General features: G+C 70.3%; 13 protein-coding genes and 1 pseudogene. 7 read left to right on the forward strand and 7 right to left on the reverse strand.

Annotated elements, in window-relative coordinates:
• Window positions 1-84: 84 nt before the first annotated feature.
• Complete coding sequence (locus OHS81_RS00540; RefSeq protein WP_328381366.1) at window positions 85-1,305, forward strand: alpha/beta hydrolase family protein; 1,221 nt, start codon at window positions 85-87, stop codon at window positions 1,303-1,305.
• 899 nt (window positions 1,306-2,204) lie between these two features.
• On the opposite strand, the pseudogene OHS81_RS00545 reads toward OHS81_RS00540, so the two are convergent.
• Window positions 2,205-2,306: pseudogene (locus OHS81_RS00545) on the reverse strand (Lsr2 family DNA-binding protein); the annotation flags it as partial.
• Window positions 2,307-2,419: 113 nt separating this feature from the next.
• Complete coding sequence (putP, locus tag OHS81_RS00550) at window positions 2,420-3,922, reverse strand: sodium/proline symporter PutP (protein ID WP_328381368.1); 1,503 nt, start codon at window positions 3,920-3,922, stop codon at window positions 2,420-2,422.
• A 612-nt stretch (window positions 3,923-4,534) separates the two neighbouring features.
• Between putP and OHS81_RS00555 the strand changes: the two genes are divergently transcribed.
• The 3 genes from OHS81_RS00555 to OHS81_RS00565 all read left to right on the forward strand — a co-directional run bounded on the left by OHS81_RS00555 (window position 4,535) and on the right by OHS81_RS00565 (window position 8,375).
• Entirely contained in the window at window positions 4,535-4,915 is a 381-nt protein-coding gene (locus OHS81_RS00555; protein WP_328381370.1) for a peptidase inhibitor family I36 protein, read from the forward strand.
• A gap of 483 nt (window positions 4,916-5,398) precedes the next feature.
• The gene (locus OHS81_RS00560) at window positions 5,399-6,781 is read left to right on the forward strand and encodes a family 2B encapsulin nanocompartment shell protein (RefSeq protein WP_328381372.1); all 1,383 of its coding nucleotides are present in this window, start codon (window positions 5,399-5,401) and stop codon (window positions 6,779-6,781) included.
• Window positions 6,768-8,375, forward strand: coding sequence for a cysteine desulfurase (locus OHS81_RS00565; RefSeq protein WP_328381374.1), 1,608 nt, complete (start codon window positions 6,768-6,770; stop codon window positions 8,373-8,375). Before OHS81_RS00560 ends, OHS81_RS00565 begins: the two co-directional genes overlap by 14 nt.
• Before the next feature lie 98 nt (window positions 8,376-8,473).
• Here OHS81_RS00565 and OHS81_RS00570 read toward each other — a convergent pair whose 3' ends face one another.
• Window positions 8,474-9,040 carry a GNAT family N-acetyltransferase gene (locus OHS81_RS00570; protein ID WP_328381376.1) on the reverse strand — a complete coding sequence of 189 codons (567 nt, stop codon included), beginning with the start codon at window positions 9,038-9,040 and terminating at the stop codon, window positions 8,474-8,476.
• Window positions 9,041-9,366: 326 nt separating this feature from the next.
• On the opposite strand from OHS81_RS00570, the gene OHS81_RS00575 reads away from it, so the two are divergent.
• Complete coding sequence (locus tag OHS81_RS00575) at window positions 9,367-9,960, forward strand: HD domain-containing protein (RefSeq protein WP_328381377.1); 594 nt, start codon at window positions 9,367-9,369, stop codon at window positions 9,958-9,960.
• Between the two features lie 391 nt (window positions 9,961-10,351).
• On the opposite strand, the gene OHS81_RS00580 is transcribed toward OHS81_RS00575, so the two are convergent.
• From OHS81_RS00580 to OHS81_RS00590, 3 genes are all read right to left on the reverse strand, one after another.
• Window positions 10,352-12,169, reverse strand: a complete 1,818-nt coding sequence (locus OHS81_RS00580; RefSeq protein ID WP_328381378.1) for a beta strand repeat-containing protein — start codon at window positions 12,167-12,169, stop codon at window positions 10,352-10,354.
• A gap of 171 nt (window positions 12,170-12,340) precedes the next feature.
• Window positions 12,341-13,087: an IPT/TIG domain-containing protein gene (locus OHS81_RS00585; RefSeq protein WP_328381379.1), complete on the reverse strand. Its 747-nt coding sequence runs from the start codon at window positions 13,085-13,087 to the stop codon at window positions 12,341-12,343.
• A gap of 121 nt (window positions 13,088-13,208) precedes the next feature.
• Window positions 13,209-13,901 (reverse strand): hypothetical protein, encoded by a 693-nt coding sequence (locus OHS81_RS00590; protein ID WP_328381380.1) that lies wholly within the window; start codon window positions 13,899-13,901, stop codon window positions 13,209-13,211.
• A gap of 720 nt (window positions 13,902-14,621) precedes the next feature.
• On the opposite strand from OHS81_RS00590, the gene OHS81_RS00595 reads away from it, so the two are divergent.
• Window positions 14,622-15,551, forward strand: coding sequence for a hypothetical protein (locus OHS81_RS00595; protein ID WP_328381381.1), 930 nt, complete (start codon window positions 14,622-14,624; stop codon window positions 15,549-15,551).
• A gap of 463 nt (window positions 15,552-16,014) precedes the next feature.
• A complete protein-coding gene (locus tag OHS81_RS00600) occupies window positions 16,015-17,043 on the forward strand; it encodes a phosphotransferase (protein WP_328381383.1) in 1,029 nt (342 codons plus the stop codon).
• A 39-nt stretch (window positions 17,044-17,082) separates the two neighbouring features.
• On the opposite strand, the gene OHS81_RS00605 is transcribed toward OHS81_RS00600, so the two are convergent.
• On the reverse strand, window positions 17,083-18,159 hold the full coding sequence (locus OHS81_RS00605; RefSeq protein ID WP_328381385.1) for a S1 family peptidase: 1,077 nt from the start codon (window positions 18,157-18,159) through the stop codon (window positions 17,083-17,085).
• Window positions 18,160-18,688: the final 529 nt, after the last annotated feature.

The raw sequence follows: 18,688 nt of genomic DNA on the forward strand, positions 1-18,688 counted from the left end.
TTAACGCAGTCGAGACTTGCGTTTGCTGTTTCCGCGACCCTACAGTCCCACTAAACGCAGCCAACAACTGCTTTAGGAGTGTCGATGGAGCCCCTGTTCTTCCCGCACAACCCTTCGTTCTGGTTCGAGACGCTGCGGTCCTTCGGGCACATCGCCTACGGCGGCGCCGACTTCGGGGAGGTCGTGGTGACCACTCAGCGGATCACCGCCGGCGACTACGACAGCTGGCACGACGAGTGGCTCGCCACCGCCGACCGGGTGGCCGACGAGGGACGTACGGCCCTGGCCGGCGGGCACCGCGTCAGCGCCCGGGACGCCTTCCTGCGGGCGTCGAACTACTACCGAAGCGCCGAGTTCTTCCTGCACGGCGACGCCACGGACCCGCGCATCCTGCACGCATACGACGCGTCGGTGAGGTGTTTCCGCCAGGCCGCCGCGCTGTTCACCCCGGCCATCGCGCCGGTGGAGATCCCCTACGAGGACACCGTGCTGCCGGGGTACCTGTACCGCGCCGACGACTCGGGCGCCGCCCGGCCGACCGTGGTCATGTTCAACGGGTTCGACGGCACGGCCGAGGAAATGCACTTCGGCGGCGCCGCCGCGGCAGTCGAGCGCGGCTACAACGTCCTGTCCTTCGACGGCCCCGGCCAGCCGGGCACCCGCCACCACCACGGTCTGGTGTTCCGTCCCGACTGGGAGAACGCAGTCGGCCCCGTCCTCGACTACGCCCTCACCCGCCCCGAAGTCGACCCCGCCCGGGTCGCCCTGCTGGGCAACAGCATGGGCGGCCTGCTCGCGCCACGCGCCGCGGCCTTCGAGCACCGCCTCGTCGCCGTCATCGCCCTCGACGGCGTCTACGACCTGGGCGACATGGCCACCGGCTTCCTGTCCCTCGACCGCGCCGAGGCCGAACGGCGGCTGCGCGCCGACCGCGACCCCGAGCTCGACGCCGCCGTGGAGGCGGCCATGGCCGCCAGCCCCAAGATTCGCTGGCTCGTCGACCAGGGCATGTACGTCATGGGGGCCGACACCCCGCGCGGGCTCTTCGCCACCTTCCTCGACTATCACCTGCGCGACGGCATCGCCCAGAAGATCACCTGCCCCACCCTGGTCTGCTCGGCCCCGGACGACGTGTTCTTCGAGGGCCAGCCCGAACTGCTCCACGAGCACCTGACCTGCCCCAAGACGCTGCTGGAGTTCACCGCCGCACTGGGCGCGGACGCGCACTGCCAGGCGGGCGCCCAACGTCTGGCCTTCGCCCGCGTGTACGACTGGCTGGACGACGTCATGACCGAAAGCGCCTGAGAACCCGACTCGACTGCCCTGTACAGGGCAGTCGTGAGCGGTGGCTTGTGTGCCATCGCTGTTCCAGCCGTATTCGGCTGCCCTCCGCTCAGCTCACCTTGTCGCTGCCGGCCCGTGGCGTACCCCCACGGGCCGGTACGTCGCGCCCGCCTCCAAGCAAGACTTCGGTCGCGCTCCCCGGCCACAGGCTGGACGGCCTCGCCAGTGACCAGCCCCGCGCCTGCGGGGAGAACCGACCAGCCTTGACGTGGAGGCCGGTCTCTTCCGAACCAGCCCCGCGCCGGCGAGGGTGACCTCTGTGCCGGTGGTGTGCCGGACGGAGGCGCCGCTGGAGGAGTGCGGGCGAGGGCTGGTGCGTCTTCGGGCCAGGGCATGGAGGGTCACCATGCGGCGGTCAGCTCCTTCGAGCTCCGGCTGTCAGAACGGTGGGATGTGCGTGGCAATACCGAATGATGTGGAAGCGATCGTGCTTCCACCGTGAGGCCGAGCGGCGGAGACGGGAATTGAAACGGTTGATGCTGGTATTCGAGACCGTGCTTTTGAAAGGCAGCTTTCCGCGCTCCGTGCCGCCGTATTGCACCTCCAGCTGTCCGGTGTCTTGACCGTCGACACAGCGGGCAGTGGTGACGACCTTATTAACCGAGAGACGGAAGCCACTGCAGACGTGCGACTTGCCGATCCTCACCGTATAGCCGGGCGGCCGCTACGTCGGCGCTGTGAACAGGTGACTGCGCATACTGTTATCAGACCTGCTCTGCCCCACGCGTCCACTGCCACGGCGGGCACCCGTACGGCCCCCTGCAACTCGTACAGAACAAGCCCACGGGCGCCGCATCTCGCATTCGAGTAGGCACGACGAAGCGGCCCCTCACCGGGGGCCTCCGAACTCTCCACACCTGTCAGTGCACCTTGTGGTAAGCGTCGCGGATTTCAGCAGGCACTCGACCGCGGTCGTTGACATCGCAGCCGTTTCCCTTCACCCACTCACGGATCCTTCCCGTACCCTCCCCGGCCGCCTAGGCCGAGCGCTTAGCTGCCCGGTGGGGCCCGTGATTCCCATGGGGCCGGGCCGCGGAAACAGGCGCCATGCCCAGCTCCCGCCACCCCCGCGGACTCAGCCGGCCGGCACCGTAGCGGCAGCCCGCTTCTCCATGGGGCCCGACCAGGTGCGGCGCGGAGGGCGGCCGACGAACTTTCCGAAGAGCAGCGCCGCCGCGGTGGCCGCGAGCACACCGGGCACCATCTCGTAGATGCCCGACCGGAGCGGCCCGAGGAGCGGGTCGATCTGCTTCCACATGACGACGGTGACCGCCCCCGTCACGATGCCGGCCATCGCCCCGGCCCACGTCATGCGCGGCCAGTAGAGCGACAGCAGGATGACCGGGCCGAAGGCGGCGCCGAAGCCCGCCCAGGCGTAGGCGACGATATCCAGTACGGCGCCGCCGCTGAGTGCGATGACGTAGGCCACCAGCGCCACGACCACGACCGTCACACGGGCCGCCAGCACCATCGACGCGTCCGAGGCCCGCCGCTTGACGAAGGCCCGGTAGAAGTCCTCGGTGAGGGCCATCGCCGAGACCAGCAGCTGGCTGTCCGCGGTGGACTTGATCGCGGCGAGCACGGCGACCAGCAGGATGCCCGCGACCCACGGATTGACCAACTGGGCGCAGAGCTCGATGAAGACGGTCTCCGGGTTGTCCAGCGGCTGGTTGAGGGCGGCGATCCCGACCAGCCCCACGAGCGAGGCACCCGCCAGACAGACGACCACCCAGCCCACACCGATACGGCGGGCCAACGGAATATCGCGGGTGCTGCGGATGCTCATGAAGCGGGCCAGAATGTGCGGCTGGCCGAAATAGCCCAGCCCCCAGGCGAGCAGGGAGATGACGGCCACCGCGCCGAGCGGCTCACCGGACGTCCACCGGGTGCCGTCGAAATGGGCCTTGGCTCCCATGTCCAGCAGGGACGACGTCTTGTGGGCGAGCAGCCTGTGCATCGCGCCGAATCCCCCGAGCAGCCCGATACCGATCACCGGGAGCGCAACGGCCGCGCAGAACATCACCGTGGCCTGCACCGAGTGCGTCACACTCACCGCGCGGAATCCGCCCAGGACGGTGTAGACGACGATCACCACGGCGAAGACGCTGAGCGCGAATTCGAAGCCGCCGCCGAAGATTTCCTCGAACAGCACTCCCCCGGCCAGCAGGCCGCTGGCCACGTAGACGGTGAAGAACACGACGATGACGGTCGCCGAGACCAGGCGCAGCATCCTGCTGCCGTCCTCGAAGCGCTCCTCCAGGTACGCCGACAGCGTTTTGGCGTCGCCGGCCAGCTCGGTGTAGGTACGCAAACGCGGTGCGACCAGACGCCAGTTGAGATAGGTGCCGACGGCCAGGCCGACGGCGATCCACGAGGCGCCGATCCCGGCCGCGTACACCGCCCCGGGCAGACCCAGGAACAGCCAGCCGGACATATCGCTGGCACCCGCGGACAGGGCCGCCAGTGGTGCACTCAGCCGGCGCCCGCCCAGGGCGAAGTCGGAGAACGTCAGCGTGTCCTGGTACGTCCAGATACCCACGGTCACCATGGCAAGCAGGAATATTCCAAATACGATCATGACCGGTACGATCAGGGGTGTCACCACTGCTCCTCGGTGCAGGCACTGCCAGGTATCGCGGGCCCGGAGGGATCCCACACGGAGCTTCCGGACGGGAAGGCTCCGGCGCGAGCTGACAATACGGAGCAGCCATCGGGAGCGGCACCCCTTTGGACGGATGTCCCTTGCATTCAAAGGCCCCACGGGCCTGAGGCGGTCCACGCACCGGGGCCATACCCGGGCGCACTTCCCCACGGCACACCAAACCCGTCAGCTGCCCATGAAGTCGATGATCCGGGCCAACGGGGCGGTGCTCCGGCACGTCCGTCCGGCAGCTACGGGGCGGACTTGCCGGCTGCGAACCGAGTGCGAGTGCGCTCCTCGCGTGAGTGGAGGTGCGTGCGGCGTACGCCCGGTACCTGCGCCGTCGCGCCCCAACAGGCCCTGGTGAGGCCAGAAATGCCCTGAGTGGGCATCGCGGCTGCGAACCATACTGGTGACGCTTCGCGGCCGGCCGCCCGTTGCCTCTCCGGCCCGGCGCGGCCTGGCTTTCCTGCTCGTACGCGACATCCCGGCCGGTCCGCAGCGACCCCGTCCCTCGCCGGCCGCCATCGAGGAAAAGGAGTTCTTCCCATGCGCCGTCTTCGCTCGTTCGTCGTCGCCGCGGCCGCTCTGACCGCCACCCTGGGGACCGTACCCAGCGCGACCGCGACTCCCGCAACGTCCCCCCGCCCGGCGGCCTTCCACTGCACCTCCGGATACTTCTGCATCTACAGCGACTGGAACGGCGGGGGAACCCGTTGCCAGTGGTCGCAGTCCAGCAAGGCGAACACCGCCGACGACTGCTCCTTCATCCAGCGGGGACAGAATGTCCGCTCCGTATGGAACAACACCCGGCACCGCGTGCAGTACTACACGCAGACCAACTACCACGCGCGCGTCGGGTCCACGCCCTCCGGCGCGGGCGGCAATCTGCAGGGCAGCTACCAGATCCGCTCCTTCAAGCCCCAGTAGGAGGAACCCGCGCGGTGCAGGAGCCGTCTTTCCCGTGGGCCGTCACCCCGGGAAAGGCGGCTCCTGCCATCTGCTCAGGGGCGAGGGGCAGCGAGAAGCCGCAGAAAGAAAGAGCCCGCAGAGTGGTTTGACGCGGCGTCGAAGACGTCAACTCCCCCCGCATAAGCCTTCCTTGAAGAATCACCAAGGACTGTTATGGGAGCAAATCACGTCGCATATCCGGTACGGCGAGCGACAGGAGAAAGCGACCGGGACGCCCCGACTCCGAAGATCCCGGAATGGGCGCGCACCATAGCGGCACCCCACAACCCAGCAGTCGCACATATATCCGGAATTGCGAAGTTCGTACAGCGAATATTTCCGGCCTAACGCCGTCAAGCGGTTGGTTGCGGGTGACGGGCCTCGACCACACGATCAGATTTCCGCGTGTCGCTCGGCCGGGTGCCGGCCACCTGACACGCCCGTCGTCGAGGAGGTCCTGTGATGAACGACCAGACGAGTCTCACCCCGGATGCGGCACGGCAACTGGCAACCACCACCAAGACCAGCCCGCAGATGCGCGGTATCACCCCGCGTTATCTGCTCCGCGCCCTGCCATGGGTGGATGTCGAATCGGGTGTCTTCCGCGTCAACCGCCGCCGCACTTACGTCCTCGGCGACGACCGCATCAGCACCCACAACGACGGTGGTTCGCCCCGCGTCATCCCGGGAGACCTGCGGGAACTTCCGTACCTGCGGGACGCCGACGACGCACTGCTCTCCGAACTGGCGGGCTCCTTCACGGAAGTCACCTTCGAGGCCGGAGAAATGCTGGCCCAGGACGGTGACGCGCACGACAAGCTGTGGGTCATCGCCCAGGGGCGTGCCGAGAAGCGGGTCAGCGGCCGCTACGGCGAGGACGCCGTACTCGAAGTGATCGGTGACGGCCAGTTCTTCGACCTCGACGCCTGGACCCGCTCCGAGCCCCTGCCGTACCGCGTCCGGGCACTCACCCCCGGCGTGGCCCTGTGCGTCGAACGCAGCGTGCTCACCGGGCTGTGTGACCGTGACACGGCAGTACGGGGAGCGATGGATGCCTACCTCTCGGCGGACGGCGTCCTGCCGGGTGCCGAGGTACCGGTCGATCTCAGCGCCGGGCACGTCGGCGAACCGGAACTCCCCATGACGTTCGTCGACTACGAGGACACACCGCGCGAGTACCACATGACCCTCGCCCAGACCGTGCTGCGCGTCCATACCCGGGTCTCCGACCTCTACAACGGGCCCATCGACCAGACTCGCGCCCAGTCCAACCTCACCGTGCACGCCCTGCGTGAGCGGCAGGAGGCCTCGCTGCTCAACCACCCGGAATTCGGCCTCTTCAACAATGTGGCCCCCGGACAGCGGGTGCAGGCCCGCACCGGCTCCCCGACCCCCGACGACCTGGACGAACTGCTGACCAGGGTCTGGAAGCAGCCCGGCTACTTCCTCGCCCACCCCAGGGCCATCGCCGCGTTCGGCCGGGAATGTACGCGCCGGGGTGTGCCCCCGGTCATCGACAACCGCTTCGGCAGTCCGCTGCTGAGCTGGCGCGGGGTCCCGCTGCTCCCCTCCGACAAGGTGCGGTTCTCCGGCAGCGCCGGCATCGGCACCACCGAGATCCTGCTGATGCGCACCGGTGAGGCGGAGCAGGGCGTGGTGGGCCTGCGTCCCGCGAAGGTCGAGGACGAGGTGGAACCCGGCCTGTCGATGCGGAACATGGGCGTCGACCAGAAGGGCGTCACGTCGTACCTGATGACGGCCTACTTCAACACCGCGGTGCTGGTCGAGGACGCACTCGCCGTGCTCCAGAACGTCGAGGTCTCCAACTACCATGACTATTCCTGACGTTACCGGGAGCCGGTGGCCGTACACGGCTCCCCCCGCGAACCCGCCGGCCGGCGACCTGACGTCCGCAGATCCGGCCGATCCGGCCGATCCGGCCACGGCACTGACTACGGCACTGGCCACGGCACTGGCGGCAGCGTCGGCCATGAGCACGGCCACGACCGCGCCCGCGGACCCGGTCACCGCTGCTCCGACCACCACCGATCCGGTCAGCGCTGCTCCGGTCACTGCTGCTCCGATCAGCACTGCTCCGGTCGGCACCGAACCGGCCGCCCACACCCGGTCCACCCACCACCCCGTACACCCCACCACCACCCAGCCCCTGCAATCCGCCGCCACCCAGCCCGGACAACCCACCGGCCTCCCCGGCCAACACGTCGCCTTCTCGCCCGAGATGGCGCGCCGGGACTTCCCGATCCTGCACCGGACCGTGAACGGGCACCCCTTGGTCTGGCTGGACAACGGGGCCACCACACAGAAGCCCCGCCAGGTGATCGAGACACTGGCCGGCTTCTACGGATCCGCCAACTCCAACATCCACCGTGGTGCGCACACCATGGCCCGGGAAGCCACCGAGGCCTACGAAGCGGGCCGGGCGGCGGTCGCCCGGTTCCTGGGTGCACCGTCACCGGACGACATCGTCTTCGTACGCGGCACCACCGAGGCGATCAACCTCGTCGCCCAGAGCTGGGGGCGGGCCAACCTCGGCCCCGGGGACGACATTCTGGTGCCTGTACTGGAGCACCACTCGAATATCGTTCCCTGGCAGTTGGTCGCCAAGGAGACCCGTGCCCGGGTGGTACCCGTACCACTGCGGCCGGACGGCCAGATCGATTTCCACGCGTACGCCGACCTGCTCTCCATGCGCACCCGACTCGTCGCGGTCAGTCAGGCGTCGAATGTGCTCGGCACCGTCCCGCCGGTACGCGAGATGACCGCACTCGCCCACCGCTACGGAGCCAAGGTGCTGGTGGACGGGGCGCAGGCGGTGGCCCACTTCCCTGTCGATGTGCAGGACCTGGACGCCGACTTCTATGTGTTCTCCGGCCACAAGCTGTTCGCCCCGACGGGCATCGGCGCCCTGTACGTGAAGCCGGAGATCCTGCGGAACATGGCGCCGTGGCAGGGCGGCGGCAACATGATCGAGTCGGTCAACTTCACCCACACCACCTACGCCCCCGTACCGCATCTCCTGGAGGCCGGAACCGGGCACATCTCCGGCGTGGTCGGTCTGCTGTCCGCGCTGAACTGGCTGACCTCCTTCGACCGGGACGCCATCGCCGCCTACGAGACCTCGCTGATGGCGTACGCGCAACAGGCCCTGGCCACGGTCCCCGGCCTTGAGCTGCTGGGCTCCGCGCCCGACAGAATCGCGGTCCTGACCTTCACCCTCGCCGGCCACGACCCGTCCACGATCGCCGAGTGGCTGGACCGCGACGGCATCGCCATCCGCGCCGGCCACCACTGCGCCCAACCGGCGCTGGCCCACTACGGCCTGGAGAGCGCGGCACGTGCGTCGCTCGCGCTCTACAACACATCCGAGGAGGTGGACAAGCTGGTGGCGTCACTGCACCGGTTGCAGCAGACCAGCTGACCCCGCTGTCCGTACGGGTTGCCGACCGTCCTCCGGTCGGCAACCCGTACGGCAACGCCGGGCGGCGACGCCGGCACCGGTACTCCGGCGGGCCGAGGTCACCGGCCGCCGGACGCCCGCTGCGTGCGCCAGTCCCGGGCCAGCACCGACCAGATCTCCATGTCGTGACGTACGCCGCGGTACGGGTTGCTCTCCCGGAGCACTCCCTCCCGCACCATGCCGAGCCGCTTGGCGACATTGATGCTCGCGGTGTTGGAGGAGGATGCGATCCACTCCACACGGTGCATCCCGCGCTCCCCGACCGCCCAGTCGATGAGGACCCGGATCGCGCGCGTGATCAGCCCGCGCCCGACAGCCGCCTCCTCCAGCCAGCAGCCGACCTCACAGTTGCCGGACTCGGTGTCGAACGTCCTGAAAAGGACCCCGCCGACGAGCACACGGTCCAGCCAGATTCCGTGGAGCCGGCCGCTGTCGGCAGCCGCCTTGTCCGCATAGAGCTGCAGGAGCGCCGTGGCGGAAGCGAGATCGGTGGCACGGTCCGGCAGTCCGATGGAGCGGCCGATGTACTCGCGGCCCCGGTCCATATGGGCGAGGTACTCCCCGGCATGCCACGGCTCCAGCGGCCGCAGCTCCGCGTCGTCGTCACCCAGCGATATCGCGAACATCTGCTTCTTTCCCGTCTCACTTCCACGTCAGCCTGTTGTGCGCTCGCGTTCCCGGACGAGCCGCTGTGCCGTCGTCGCCCGTGCGCTGCGTCCGGAATCGTCCCACAGCGGCGTGCGCTGCCTCTCTGTGCCGCCCGAGATGCGCCGTGCAGCGCAAGAGGCACAGACATGGGCCGCTCCTCGCGGTGCACGGCGGGTCCCCGCCAGGACGGCTCGCGTACACCTCGTGGACCACCGCATACGGCAGATTCCGGTGCCGTGAGCTGCAGAGACATGCAGGCAGGCAAGCACACGGACAACTGGGCAAGCAGGGTGAGGAAGAGGAAATGAACGAACCGGCAGGCAGCAGGAATCAGCAGCCGCTCTCCGTGGACGGGCTGATGGCCGTGCTGGCCGACTGCGAGGACGTCTGGGACACGCCGGACCGTTCGGGCGACCCGGTGGACATCCTCGACCACGGCCTTCAGGTCGCGGCCGTCCTGGCGCAGCGGCACCCGCACGACGAGGAACTTCAGGTCGCGGGCCTGGTGCATGACATCGGCCATCACCTGGTTCCCGGCGACGAGGCGCGGCACGGCGAGCACGCCGCGGCGGCCGTCGCCGGCCTGCTGGGCGCGCGGGTCGCACGGCTGGTCGCGCTCCACATCCCCGCCAAGCGCTACCTCGCGGCGACGGACGCGGAGCATACGACCGGGCTGTCCCCGGAGAGCACACGTACCCTCGCCCTCCAGGGCGGTCCGATGACGCCGGAGGAACAGGCCGCGTTCGCGGCACATCCCGACTTCCTCGCTGCCGTCGCGCTGCGCCACGCCGATGACGCGGGGAAGGTCGTGGGCCTGCGGGTGGCCGGCCTGGAGCATTGGCGGCCCCTCGTCGAGCGGGTGGCGGCCGGCCGCACCAGGACGTCGTCCATGAAGTGAGGCGGTGTCCCTCCTCGGTCGTGACGAGGTCGACGACCGTGGCCCGCCCGAGGAGGGCCGTCTGCCCGCCGGCGGCCGTTCGCCCGCGGCATCCCGTACCCGCCCCACGAATGCGCGACCGGCCCGGGGCGTGCGCCGTGAAACGGCCCAGCCGGACGCCCAGATCCTTCCAGTTCCGGAACCATCAAGCCCTCCCGAAGCAAGTGATGACCTCCACGAGGGCGCCTTACTTCGGGGAGTGGGGGTGCGGCATTCCCTTTCCGCTGCCCGCGTCCCCGGGGCTGCGCGCGGGGTGGACGCCGCCCGCCTCTCCCCACAGCGCCCGAGCCGGCCCCCCGGCTCAGTGCCAGGAACCGGCCCGCCACTTCGGTGCCAGGATCCGGCCCGCCGATCAGATCCCGGGTGAGGCGACCCGTGTGTAGGTCTTCGGTGCGCTGGTGCCGCCGGGGCTGGTGACGGTGACGGCGACCGGACCGGCGGCTCCGGGCAGGGCGTCGACGACGATGTGGTGGTCGGAGACGATGGTGAACCCCGCGGGGTCGGTGCCGATGAGCACCTGGGTTGCCTGGGCGAAGCCGGTGCCGGTGAGGGTGAGGGTGATCCCGCCGGCGGTGGGCCCCTGGTTCGGGACCACGGTCGTGACGACCGGTGGCGCCAGGTAGGTGTAGGAGACTCCGTTGCTCGTTCCCCCGGCGGTGCTCACGGTGACGTCGGCCGGACCGGCGGCTCCGGCCGGAACCACGGCGGTGATCTGGGTGTCCGAGACCACCGTGAACCCCGTTGCCGCGGTCGTCCCGAAGCGCACCGCGGTGGCTTCGACGAGGTGGACACCGGTGAGTGTGACGGTGTTCCCGCCCGAGAGCGGTCCCGAGGGCGGGGCGACACCGGTGAGGACCGGGGTGCTGACGTAGAAGTAGGCGCTTGGGAGGGTGCTGCTGCCGCCCGGGGTGGTCACGGTGACATTGACCGGACCCGCGGTCGCCGCGGGGACCACGGCGGAGATCTGGGTCGGGGACAGGACCGTGAAGGAGGTCGCGGGGGTGGTGCCGAAGGTGACCGCGGTCGTTCCGGTGAGGTTGGTGCCGGTGAGTGTGACGGTGTTCCCGCCGGATGTGGGCCCTTGGTTGGGGCTGACGCCGCTCAGGGCGGGCGTCACGGAGTAGGTATAGGAGACGCCGTTGCTGGTGCCGCCGGGAGTGGTGACGGTGACCTGCACCGTGCCGGTCCCGGCAGGAGCGACGGCGGTGACGTGGGTGTCGGAGACGACGGTGAAGGAGGTTGCCGCCGTGGTACCGAACCGTACGGAGCTGGTGGTGGCCAGGCCCGTGCCGGTGAGAGTGACCGTGGTGCCCCCGGCAGCGGGGCCCGAAGACGGGGTCACGGACGTCAGGACCGGTACGGAGGCCGTGGTGTAGGTGAACGGCACACCATTGCTCGTACCACCCGGCCCGACCACGGTGACCTGCACCGTGCCCGACCCCGCAGGCGCCGTCGCCGTGATCTGCGTAGCGGAGTTCACCACGAACGACGCCGACACCGCACCGAACCGCACCGCCGTCGCACCCGTAAAACCCGAACCCGTCAACGTCACCGTCGTACCACCCGACGACGGACCCGAAGCAGGAACCACCGAGGTCAAGACCGGCGCGGACACCGTCGTGTAGGTGAACAGCACACCATTGCTCGTACCACCCGGCCCGACCACGGTGACCTGCACCGTGCCCGACCCCGCAGGCGCCGTCGCCGTGATCTGCGTAGCGGAGTTCACCACGAACGACGCCGACACCGCACCGAACCGCACCGCCGTCGCACCCGTAAAACCCGAACCCGTCAACGTCACCGTCGTACCACCCGACGACGGACCCGAAGCAGGAACCACCGAGGTCAAGACCGGCGCGGGGGTGGCGACGTAGGAGAAGGTGACGAACTGGTTGCTGGTGCCGCTGGGGGTGGTGACGGTGACCTGCACCGTGCCGGTGCCGAGCGGGGTGGTGGCGGTGATCTGGGTGTCGGAGACGACGGTGAACGACGGCGTCGGTGTGGCACCGAAGCGCACGGCGGTGGCACCGGTGAAGCCGGTGCCGGTGATGGTCACGGGGGTGCCGCCCGCGGAGGCACCCGAGGCGGGAGAGACGGAGAGGACTGCGGGTGTGGCTGCGGCCGGCGTCTGCGCGGCGGAAGGGGTTGGCGGTTCTGCTGAGCGGTTCACGGCCATGGTCCTTCGAGAGCGTGAGCCCCGGCCTGCCGCCGAGGAGAAGCGCCGGGCCGAGGCTCGTCAGGTGAGCTGGGGGAGGGCCGGGCAGGGCAGGGCGCGCCCTGTCCGGACGGGTGGTGCGGGGGCCTGGCCGGGGGCCAGGCCGTCAGCGGCTCGGGGTGCCGGTCAGATGCCGGGGCCGGCCAGGTAGGTGAAGTCAGCGGTGGCAACGCCACCAGTGGTGGTCACGGTGACGGTGGCGGGACCGGGGGATCCGTCGGGCGTGGGCGGGGTGACGACGGAAACCGTGGTGTCACTGATGACGGTGAACGGTGCGGGCGTGGCGCCGAAGAGGACCGACTGGGTGGTGCTGAGGCTGGTGCCGGTGACGGTCACCACGGTTCCGCCGCTGGCCGGGCCGGAGTCGGGGTTCAGAGTGGCGACGGTCGGGGCGTCGACATAGGTGTACGACAGGCCGTTGTTGGTGCCGCCCGCGGTGGTGACACTGACGCCCACCGGTCCGGGCCCGGTGCCCGCCGGCACGGCGACGGTCAGCTGGCCGTCGTTGAGCACGGTCGGGGTCGCCGTGACGGTACCGAACTTCACCGCGGTGGCGGTGGTCAGGCCGGTGCCGTTGATGGTGACGGTGTTGCCGCCCGCGGTGACGCCGGATACGGGGGAGAGGCTGGACTTGAACGGCGCCCCTACGTAGAAGAACGACAGCGGGTTGCTGGTTCCGCCGGGGGTGGTCACGGTCACGGGAACCGTACCGCTGCCCGACGGGCTGATGACGGTGACCGATGTGGGGGTGTTGGCGGTGATGGTGGCTGTCTTGGAGCCGAAGTGCACGGCGGTGGCGCCGCCGAGACTGGTACCGGTGATGGTGACGGTGGTCCCGCCTCCGGTCGAACCCTGATTCGGAGAGATGGGCATGGCGATGCTCCTTCTGTGGAGTGTGTGAGTGGGAGTGATCAGCCGAAACCGGGCAGGTGCCTGCGCCGCCGGTGTCGGGGTGAGCTGTCTGGTGCGTGGTGGCCGATGCGCCGGCCGGCCGTCAGGTGCAGCCGATGACGCTGCCTGACGGAGCACAGTTGTCCGGGGTGTTGCCGCTGACGCTGGTGCCCAGCAGGGTCACGCCCCCGGAGTTCACGTAGATGCCACCGCCGCTGGAGGTGGCGGTGTTGCCGGTGACGGAGCTGGCGGTCAGCGACACGGCACCGTTGTCGTTGTAGATTCCGCCCCCGGCAACGGCGGTGTTCCCGGTGACGGCACTGGTGAGCAGGGAGACGGTGCCCCCCAGGTTCGAGATACCGCCCCCCGGCCAAGGGGACACGGCACTGCCGCCGCGGACGGTGACTCCCACCAGGCTCAACTGCCCTTTGGTGCCGGGCACGTTGGCGGCTCCCTGGACCTGGAGGACCCGGAAGGCCGGTGCGCTCGGGTCGCGGACGATGGTGACGCCCACTCCCAGCAGGGTGATCGACGTGGTGATGGGCGGCAGCCCCACCGGACCGGTGGGTCCGGTGCCGTGCGCGCTGGTGAGTTGGTAGGTGCAGAACGGGACCAGTGCCAGGGTGCCCCCGTCGGCCGCGTTGGCCGCCGTGATCGCGTTGACCAGCGAGGTTTCACTGCACAGCACAGGCGTCTGGGCGTGTGCCTCGTTCGGGACCGCGACCAGCCCGGCGGTCAGCGCCACGGTCAGGGCGCAGACACCGAGGATGGAGCGCAATGTACGGACAGTTCGCATGACGTCCCCAGAAGAGGTGATGTGAGCCGCCGCGCCGGCCGATGCCGACCAACGGCACCTGCCTGGTGTCTTCACGCCTCTGCGTGGGAGGGCATCCGTCGCGGTGCCAGTGCTGCACCGCCGCCTGCCCTCACGTGGGTGTGTTGTCAAGGTAGGCCAGCTGCCACTCGCCCGAGAGGGTAGGCGGCCCACCGGATTGGATGGCTCCCAGTAATCCACCCGAGTGACCACGCCTGCAACGCTCTTGACGCTCCGTCACCCGGATGGCAGAGCGCGTAGCGGCTGTGCCGCACAACGCCGGAGGCAGCACCTCACGCGTGACCCCGCGGTCCCTTGCCACCACGACTCCGGACAACGGGGCCGTGGCGCCGCGGCACGGCTGAGGGCGGCCGCTCGGCCGGGTCCGGCTCGGCCCGGTCCGGCTCGCTCAGGTCCGGTTCACTCGGATCCGGCTCGACGCCCGCTCCCCCAACGCCCCATATCACGGATGGCGATCACCTCGGCACCGTCTGTGATCGACACTGTGCCGGCCTGGTCCGGCGCGGACCGGTCCGGTTGACGGGCCGGGCCCACCAGGGACGGGCCGCCGGCCGGTGGGAAGCGGCGGATTCCCGCCCGGTACTGAGCGCGTCACGCGAGGGCCACGCCGGATCAACACCGCGGTCATGGCCGACCTCCCAGGCTGGCTGTCGACGGCCCGTCCACTCAAGAGGAGGCATCATGGCGACGAACATCCGCAAGCGAATTCCCCACGTGATCGGCGCGTCACTCCTGGCCGTGACACTCACCGGAACGGTGGGCGCGCTCACCGCGATGAGCAGTGAAGCGCCGCAGACAACGAAGGCCTGGGCCCCGACCAGCACCGAACAAGCCACAGGAGCCACCACCACCGGCGCCACCATCGGCGGCGGAGGGGGAGGCACCACAGGTGCCACCACGACCGGCGCGACCATCGGCGGCGGCGGCCTGGGCGGCACCACAGGAGCCACCACCACGGGCGCCACCATCGGCGGCGGTGTGGGTGGCACGACCGGCGCCACCACCACGGGCGCCACCATCGGCGGCGGTGTGGGCGGCACCACCGGCGCCACCACCACGGGCGCCACCATCGGCGGCGTTCTGGGCGGCACCACCGGCGCCACGACCACCGGCGCCACCATCGGCGGCGGCCTGGGCGGCACCACAGGAGCCACCACCACCGGCGCCACCATCGGCGGCGGCGGAGGCGTGCTCTGCCAGTTCCGTATCGTCCAGGGCAGGGTCGTCCTGGTGCCGGCGGGATGCAGGCTCGGCGGCGGCACGACCGGTGCCACCAGCACCGGCGCGACCATCGGCGGCCGCGTGGGCGGCACCACGGGCGCCACGACGACCGGCGCCACCATCGGCGGCGGCCTGGGCGGCACCACCGGCGCCACCACCACCGGCGCCACCATCGGCGGCGGCGGCCTGGGCGGCACCACCGGCGCCACCACCACCGGCGCCACCATCGGCGGCGGCGGCCTGGGCGGCACCACGGGCGCCACGACGACCGGCGCCACCATCGGCGGCGGCCTGGGCGGCACCACCGGCGCCACGACGACCGGCGCCACCATCGGCGGCGGCGCAGGCGGCACCACCGGCGCCACCAGCACCGGCGCCACCATCGGCTGAGACGGGCCACGCGCTGCGCGGAGCTCTCGGCGGCGGGGACGACCTGATACCCGCAGCGGGCACCTCGGACGAGGGTCCGCTCAGGGCCCCTCCAGAGGGGGCGTGGGCGACGGTCTCCTCCGCCGGCGAGGCGGGTTGGTAGCCATTCCTCCCCAGACCGTCCGAGTCCCCCGCCGGGACGGTGGTACCGGCGGGGGCGCGGTCCGGCCCGCTGCTTGCCGTGCGCAGCGCCGTACACATGGGCGCAAGCTCATCCCGTATCCCGTATCCCGCATTCGCCGCATCTGGGGGCGGCGAGGCGATCCCCCTTGTCTCCGGCCCCCGGTGCGAACGAGCCCGCCCGCACCGGGGGTCCGCGGGAACCGGACGCGTCCGCAGCGGCCGCACACCGCATGCGCACTCCCCCGGCCACGAACTCACACCGGCCGCCCCGCCCGTTCGCGCGGGTGGCAGGATGCGCGCCATGAGATCGCAACTGCCGTTCGGAGACGGATTACGGGCAACGCTGGGGACACCCGTGAGGCACCGCAGACTGGACAGCAGCCCGCGCTCGCGCGTCTGGCGGGTCGAGCTGAACGGGATACCGGTGGTCGTCAAACAGATCGTGGGCGCCCCCGACGCCGCTCAGCGGTATGCGCGCGAGGTGACGGCGCTGCGGCTCGCCTCCCGGGCCGAACCGGCCCTCGTACCGGGCCTGCTGGGCACCGACGACGAGGAACGCGTGCTCGTTCTGGAGCACCTCGAGCCCCGCCGGCCGTCCCGTGCATGGATCGTCGGCTACGCCACCGCACTCGCCCGGCTGCACGCCGCCGGCACCCCCGAGGACGCCGGACTCCTGCCGGCCTGGACCGGCCCGGCACAGGACGACATCGGTTCCTTCCTCCACCTCGCCGAGGCACTGGATGTGTCCGTGCCGTCCTGCGCGCCCGCCGAACTCGACGCACTCGTGGACCGGCTCGGCCGGGCACCGGGGCACGCCCTGCTCCACGGAGACCCGTGTCCCGGAAATGACCTGCACACCGCGCAGGGCGTCCGATTCATCGACTTCGAACAGGCCACACTCGGCAACGGGATCGTGGAACTCGCCTACCTGCGTATCGGCTTTCCCACCTGCTGGTGCTCCACCGCGGCAGCCGCACCACTCATGGACCGTGCCGAGACGGCCTACCGCACCGCATGGACCGCCGCGACCGGCACCGAGCCCCACGGCGACCTGACCGACGCCTGTGCCGGCTGGCTGCTGCGCGGCGACGCCCTGGTGCAGCGGGCGCACCGCGGCGCCGTCGACCACCTGGCCCGCATCCCGGACCACGACTGGACATGGGGCACCGCCACAGCCCGGCAGCGGCTGGCCCACCGGCTCGGCGTCGTCGCACAGATGACGGCCGAGCGGGCCGACCTGCGCGGTCTGCACCGGCTCTGTTCGGACCTGCGCCGGCGCATGCTGGAGCGGTGGCCGACGCTCAAGCCACTGCCCTCGCGGCGTCCGTAGAGCGGCCGGACCCGGTCCGGTCAGCGCCCGTCCGGCAGATCAGCCGAGGTGAGATCCGGTCTTCTCCAGGGCCTCGCGTACGGGCTGGTAGAAGGACTCGCCGCCCAGAAGGCAGTTGCCCCTGCCGCCCGAGGTCAGGCCCAGCGCGGTGTCTCCGTCGAAGAGCGAGCCGCCGCTGTCCCCGGATTCCGCACAGATGCCGGCCTGGACCAGATCGTCGACCGGCCCTTCCTGGTAGTTGGCCGTCACCTCGACGGCCGTGACGTCCCCGGTCCGGACGTGCGTGCTGCTGCCGCTGCGCCGCACCCGCTCGCCCACAATGGCATCGCCCACCTTGCCGATCGGCTGCAGGCTGCCGTTGTAGAGGTCCACCCTGCTGGGGTGGGCGATACCGGCGTCGGTGTATTTCGCGATCCCGAAGTCGTCACCGGGGAAGGCGCCGGTCTCCGTCACCGCGATCTCCGGACCTCCTTGCGAGGCGGACCAGTTGCGCACCGCGTTGGCGCAGTGGCCGGCGGTCAGGAAGTACGGCCGGCCGTCCCTGATGACGTTGAAGCCGAGCGAGCAGCGCGCGCCGCTGCCCCAGACGGCGTTGCCGCCGGCGATCAGCGGCCGGAGCGTGCCCGCCGACTGTCTGAGGACGACCCGGTCGCCGAGTGAGGCAGTGACCTTCTTGAGCTGCGCCAGGCGGTCGCCCTTGACCGTACGGTCGGCGACGACGACCACCTGGTTGGTCCTGGGGCCCATCGCCCAGGACGTCCCGGGGATGGTGGCCTTCTGCTTGAGGGTCGCACGAGCCGCATTCAGCGAGGTGAGGGAGTGTTTGACGATCTTGGCCTCGGCGCCGGCCCCACGGACCTTGGCCACGGCGGCCGTTGTGGTCACATTGACGATGAGTGTGTTGCGCGGCGCGTCGTAGTAGAAGCCCGCCGCGCTGGCTCCGAGGGCGGAGCTGATGGTCCTGGCACGCTGAGCGGCAGCCGTTGCTGACGGGGGCTCAGGGGATGTGGCAGGGGCGGCCTGGGCGCACTGCAGGATGAGTGCGGCGGCGATCAGAGCCACCGTCCCCGCACTGCCGAGGACGGTACGGGACTCAGGTGCGCTGGTGTGCTTCAACTCAAGACCTCTGGTGTGGGAGTGGGGCCTGCGGTGGATATCCGGGCCCGCCGGAGGCAGGCGTTTCCCTCCCCCTTGACCCAGCCGTTTCCGCGCCGCCCGCTCCTTCGCGCAGAAACTTTCCCGCACGCGCGCAGCGACGCATCAGTTCGCTCCTATATCGCGGTACCACCGTTACCGAGCACCCTGTGCACCGGAATGCGTTGCCTCGTCATATGCCCTGCCCTTGAGGGTGATCGGCGCCCCAGGCAGCCGGTGTGCATGGCACGGCGGAATGACGTCATTCTTTCCCGCGGCTGCTTCGCGCTCCACCCGCCCGGCCACAGGTCCCCAGGAATCACCTGTACGGCCGGGGGCGCACCAAGGGATGTCACGTGGGCCACGCCGGATACGGGCATTCCTGCGGGCGGGACTGACGACGCACCAGAGGTCTCCCCCTGGGCCGTACGAGTGAAATCGGGTCGCCTCCCTAGGCACGGGCATGGAGCGGTGGGTCAATCGAGGTATCCGCGCGACGGGCCGCCCATTC

The organism is Streptomyces sp. NBC_00400, from assembly GCF_036048035.1.
GTDB lineage: Bacteria > Actinomycetota > Actinomycetes > Streptomycetales > Streptomycetaceae > Streptomyces.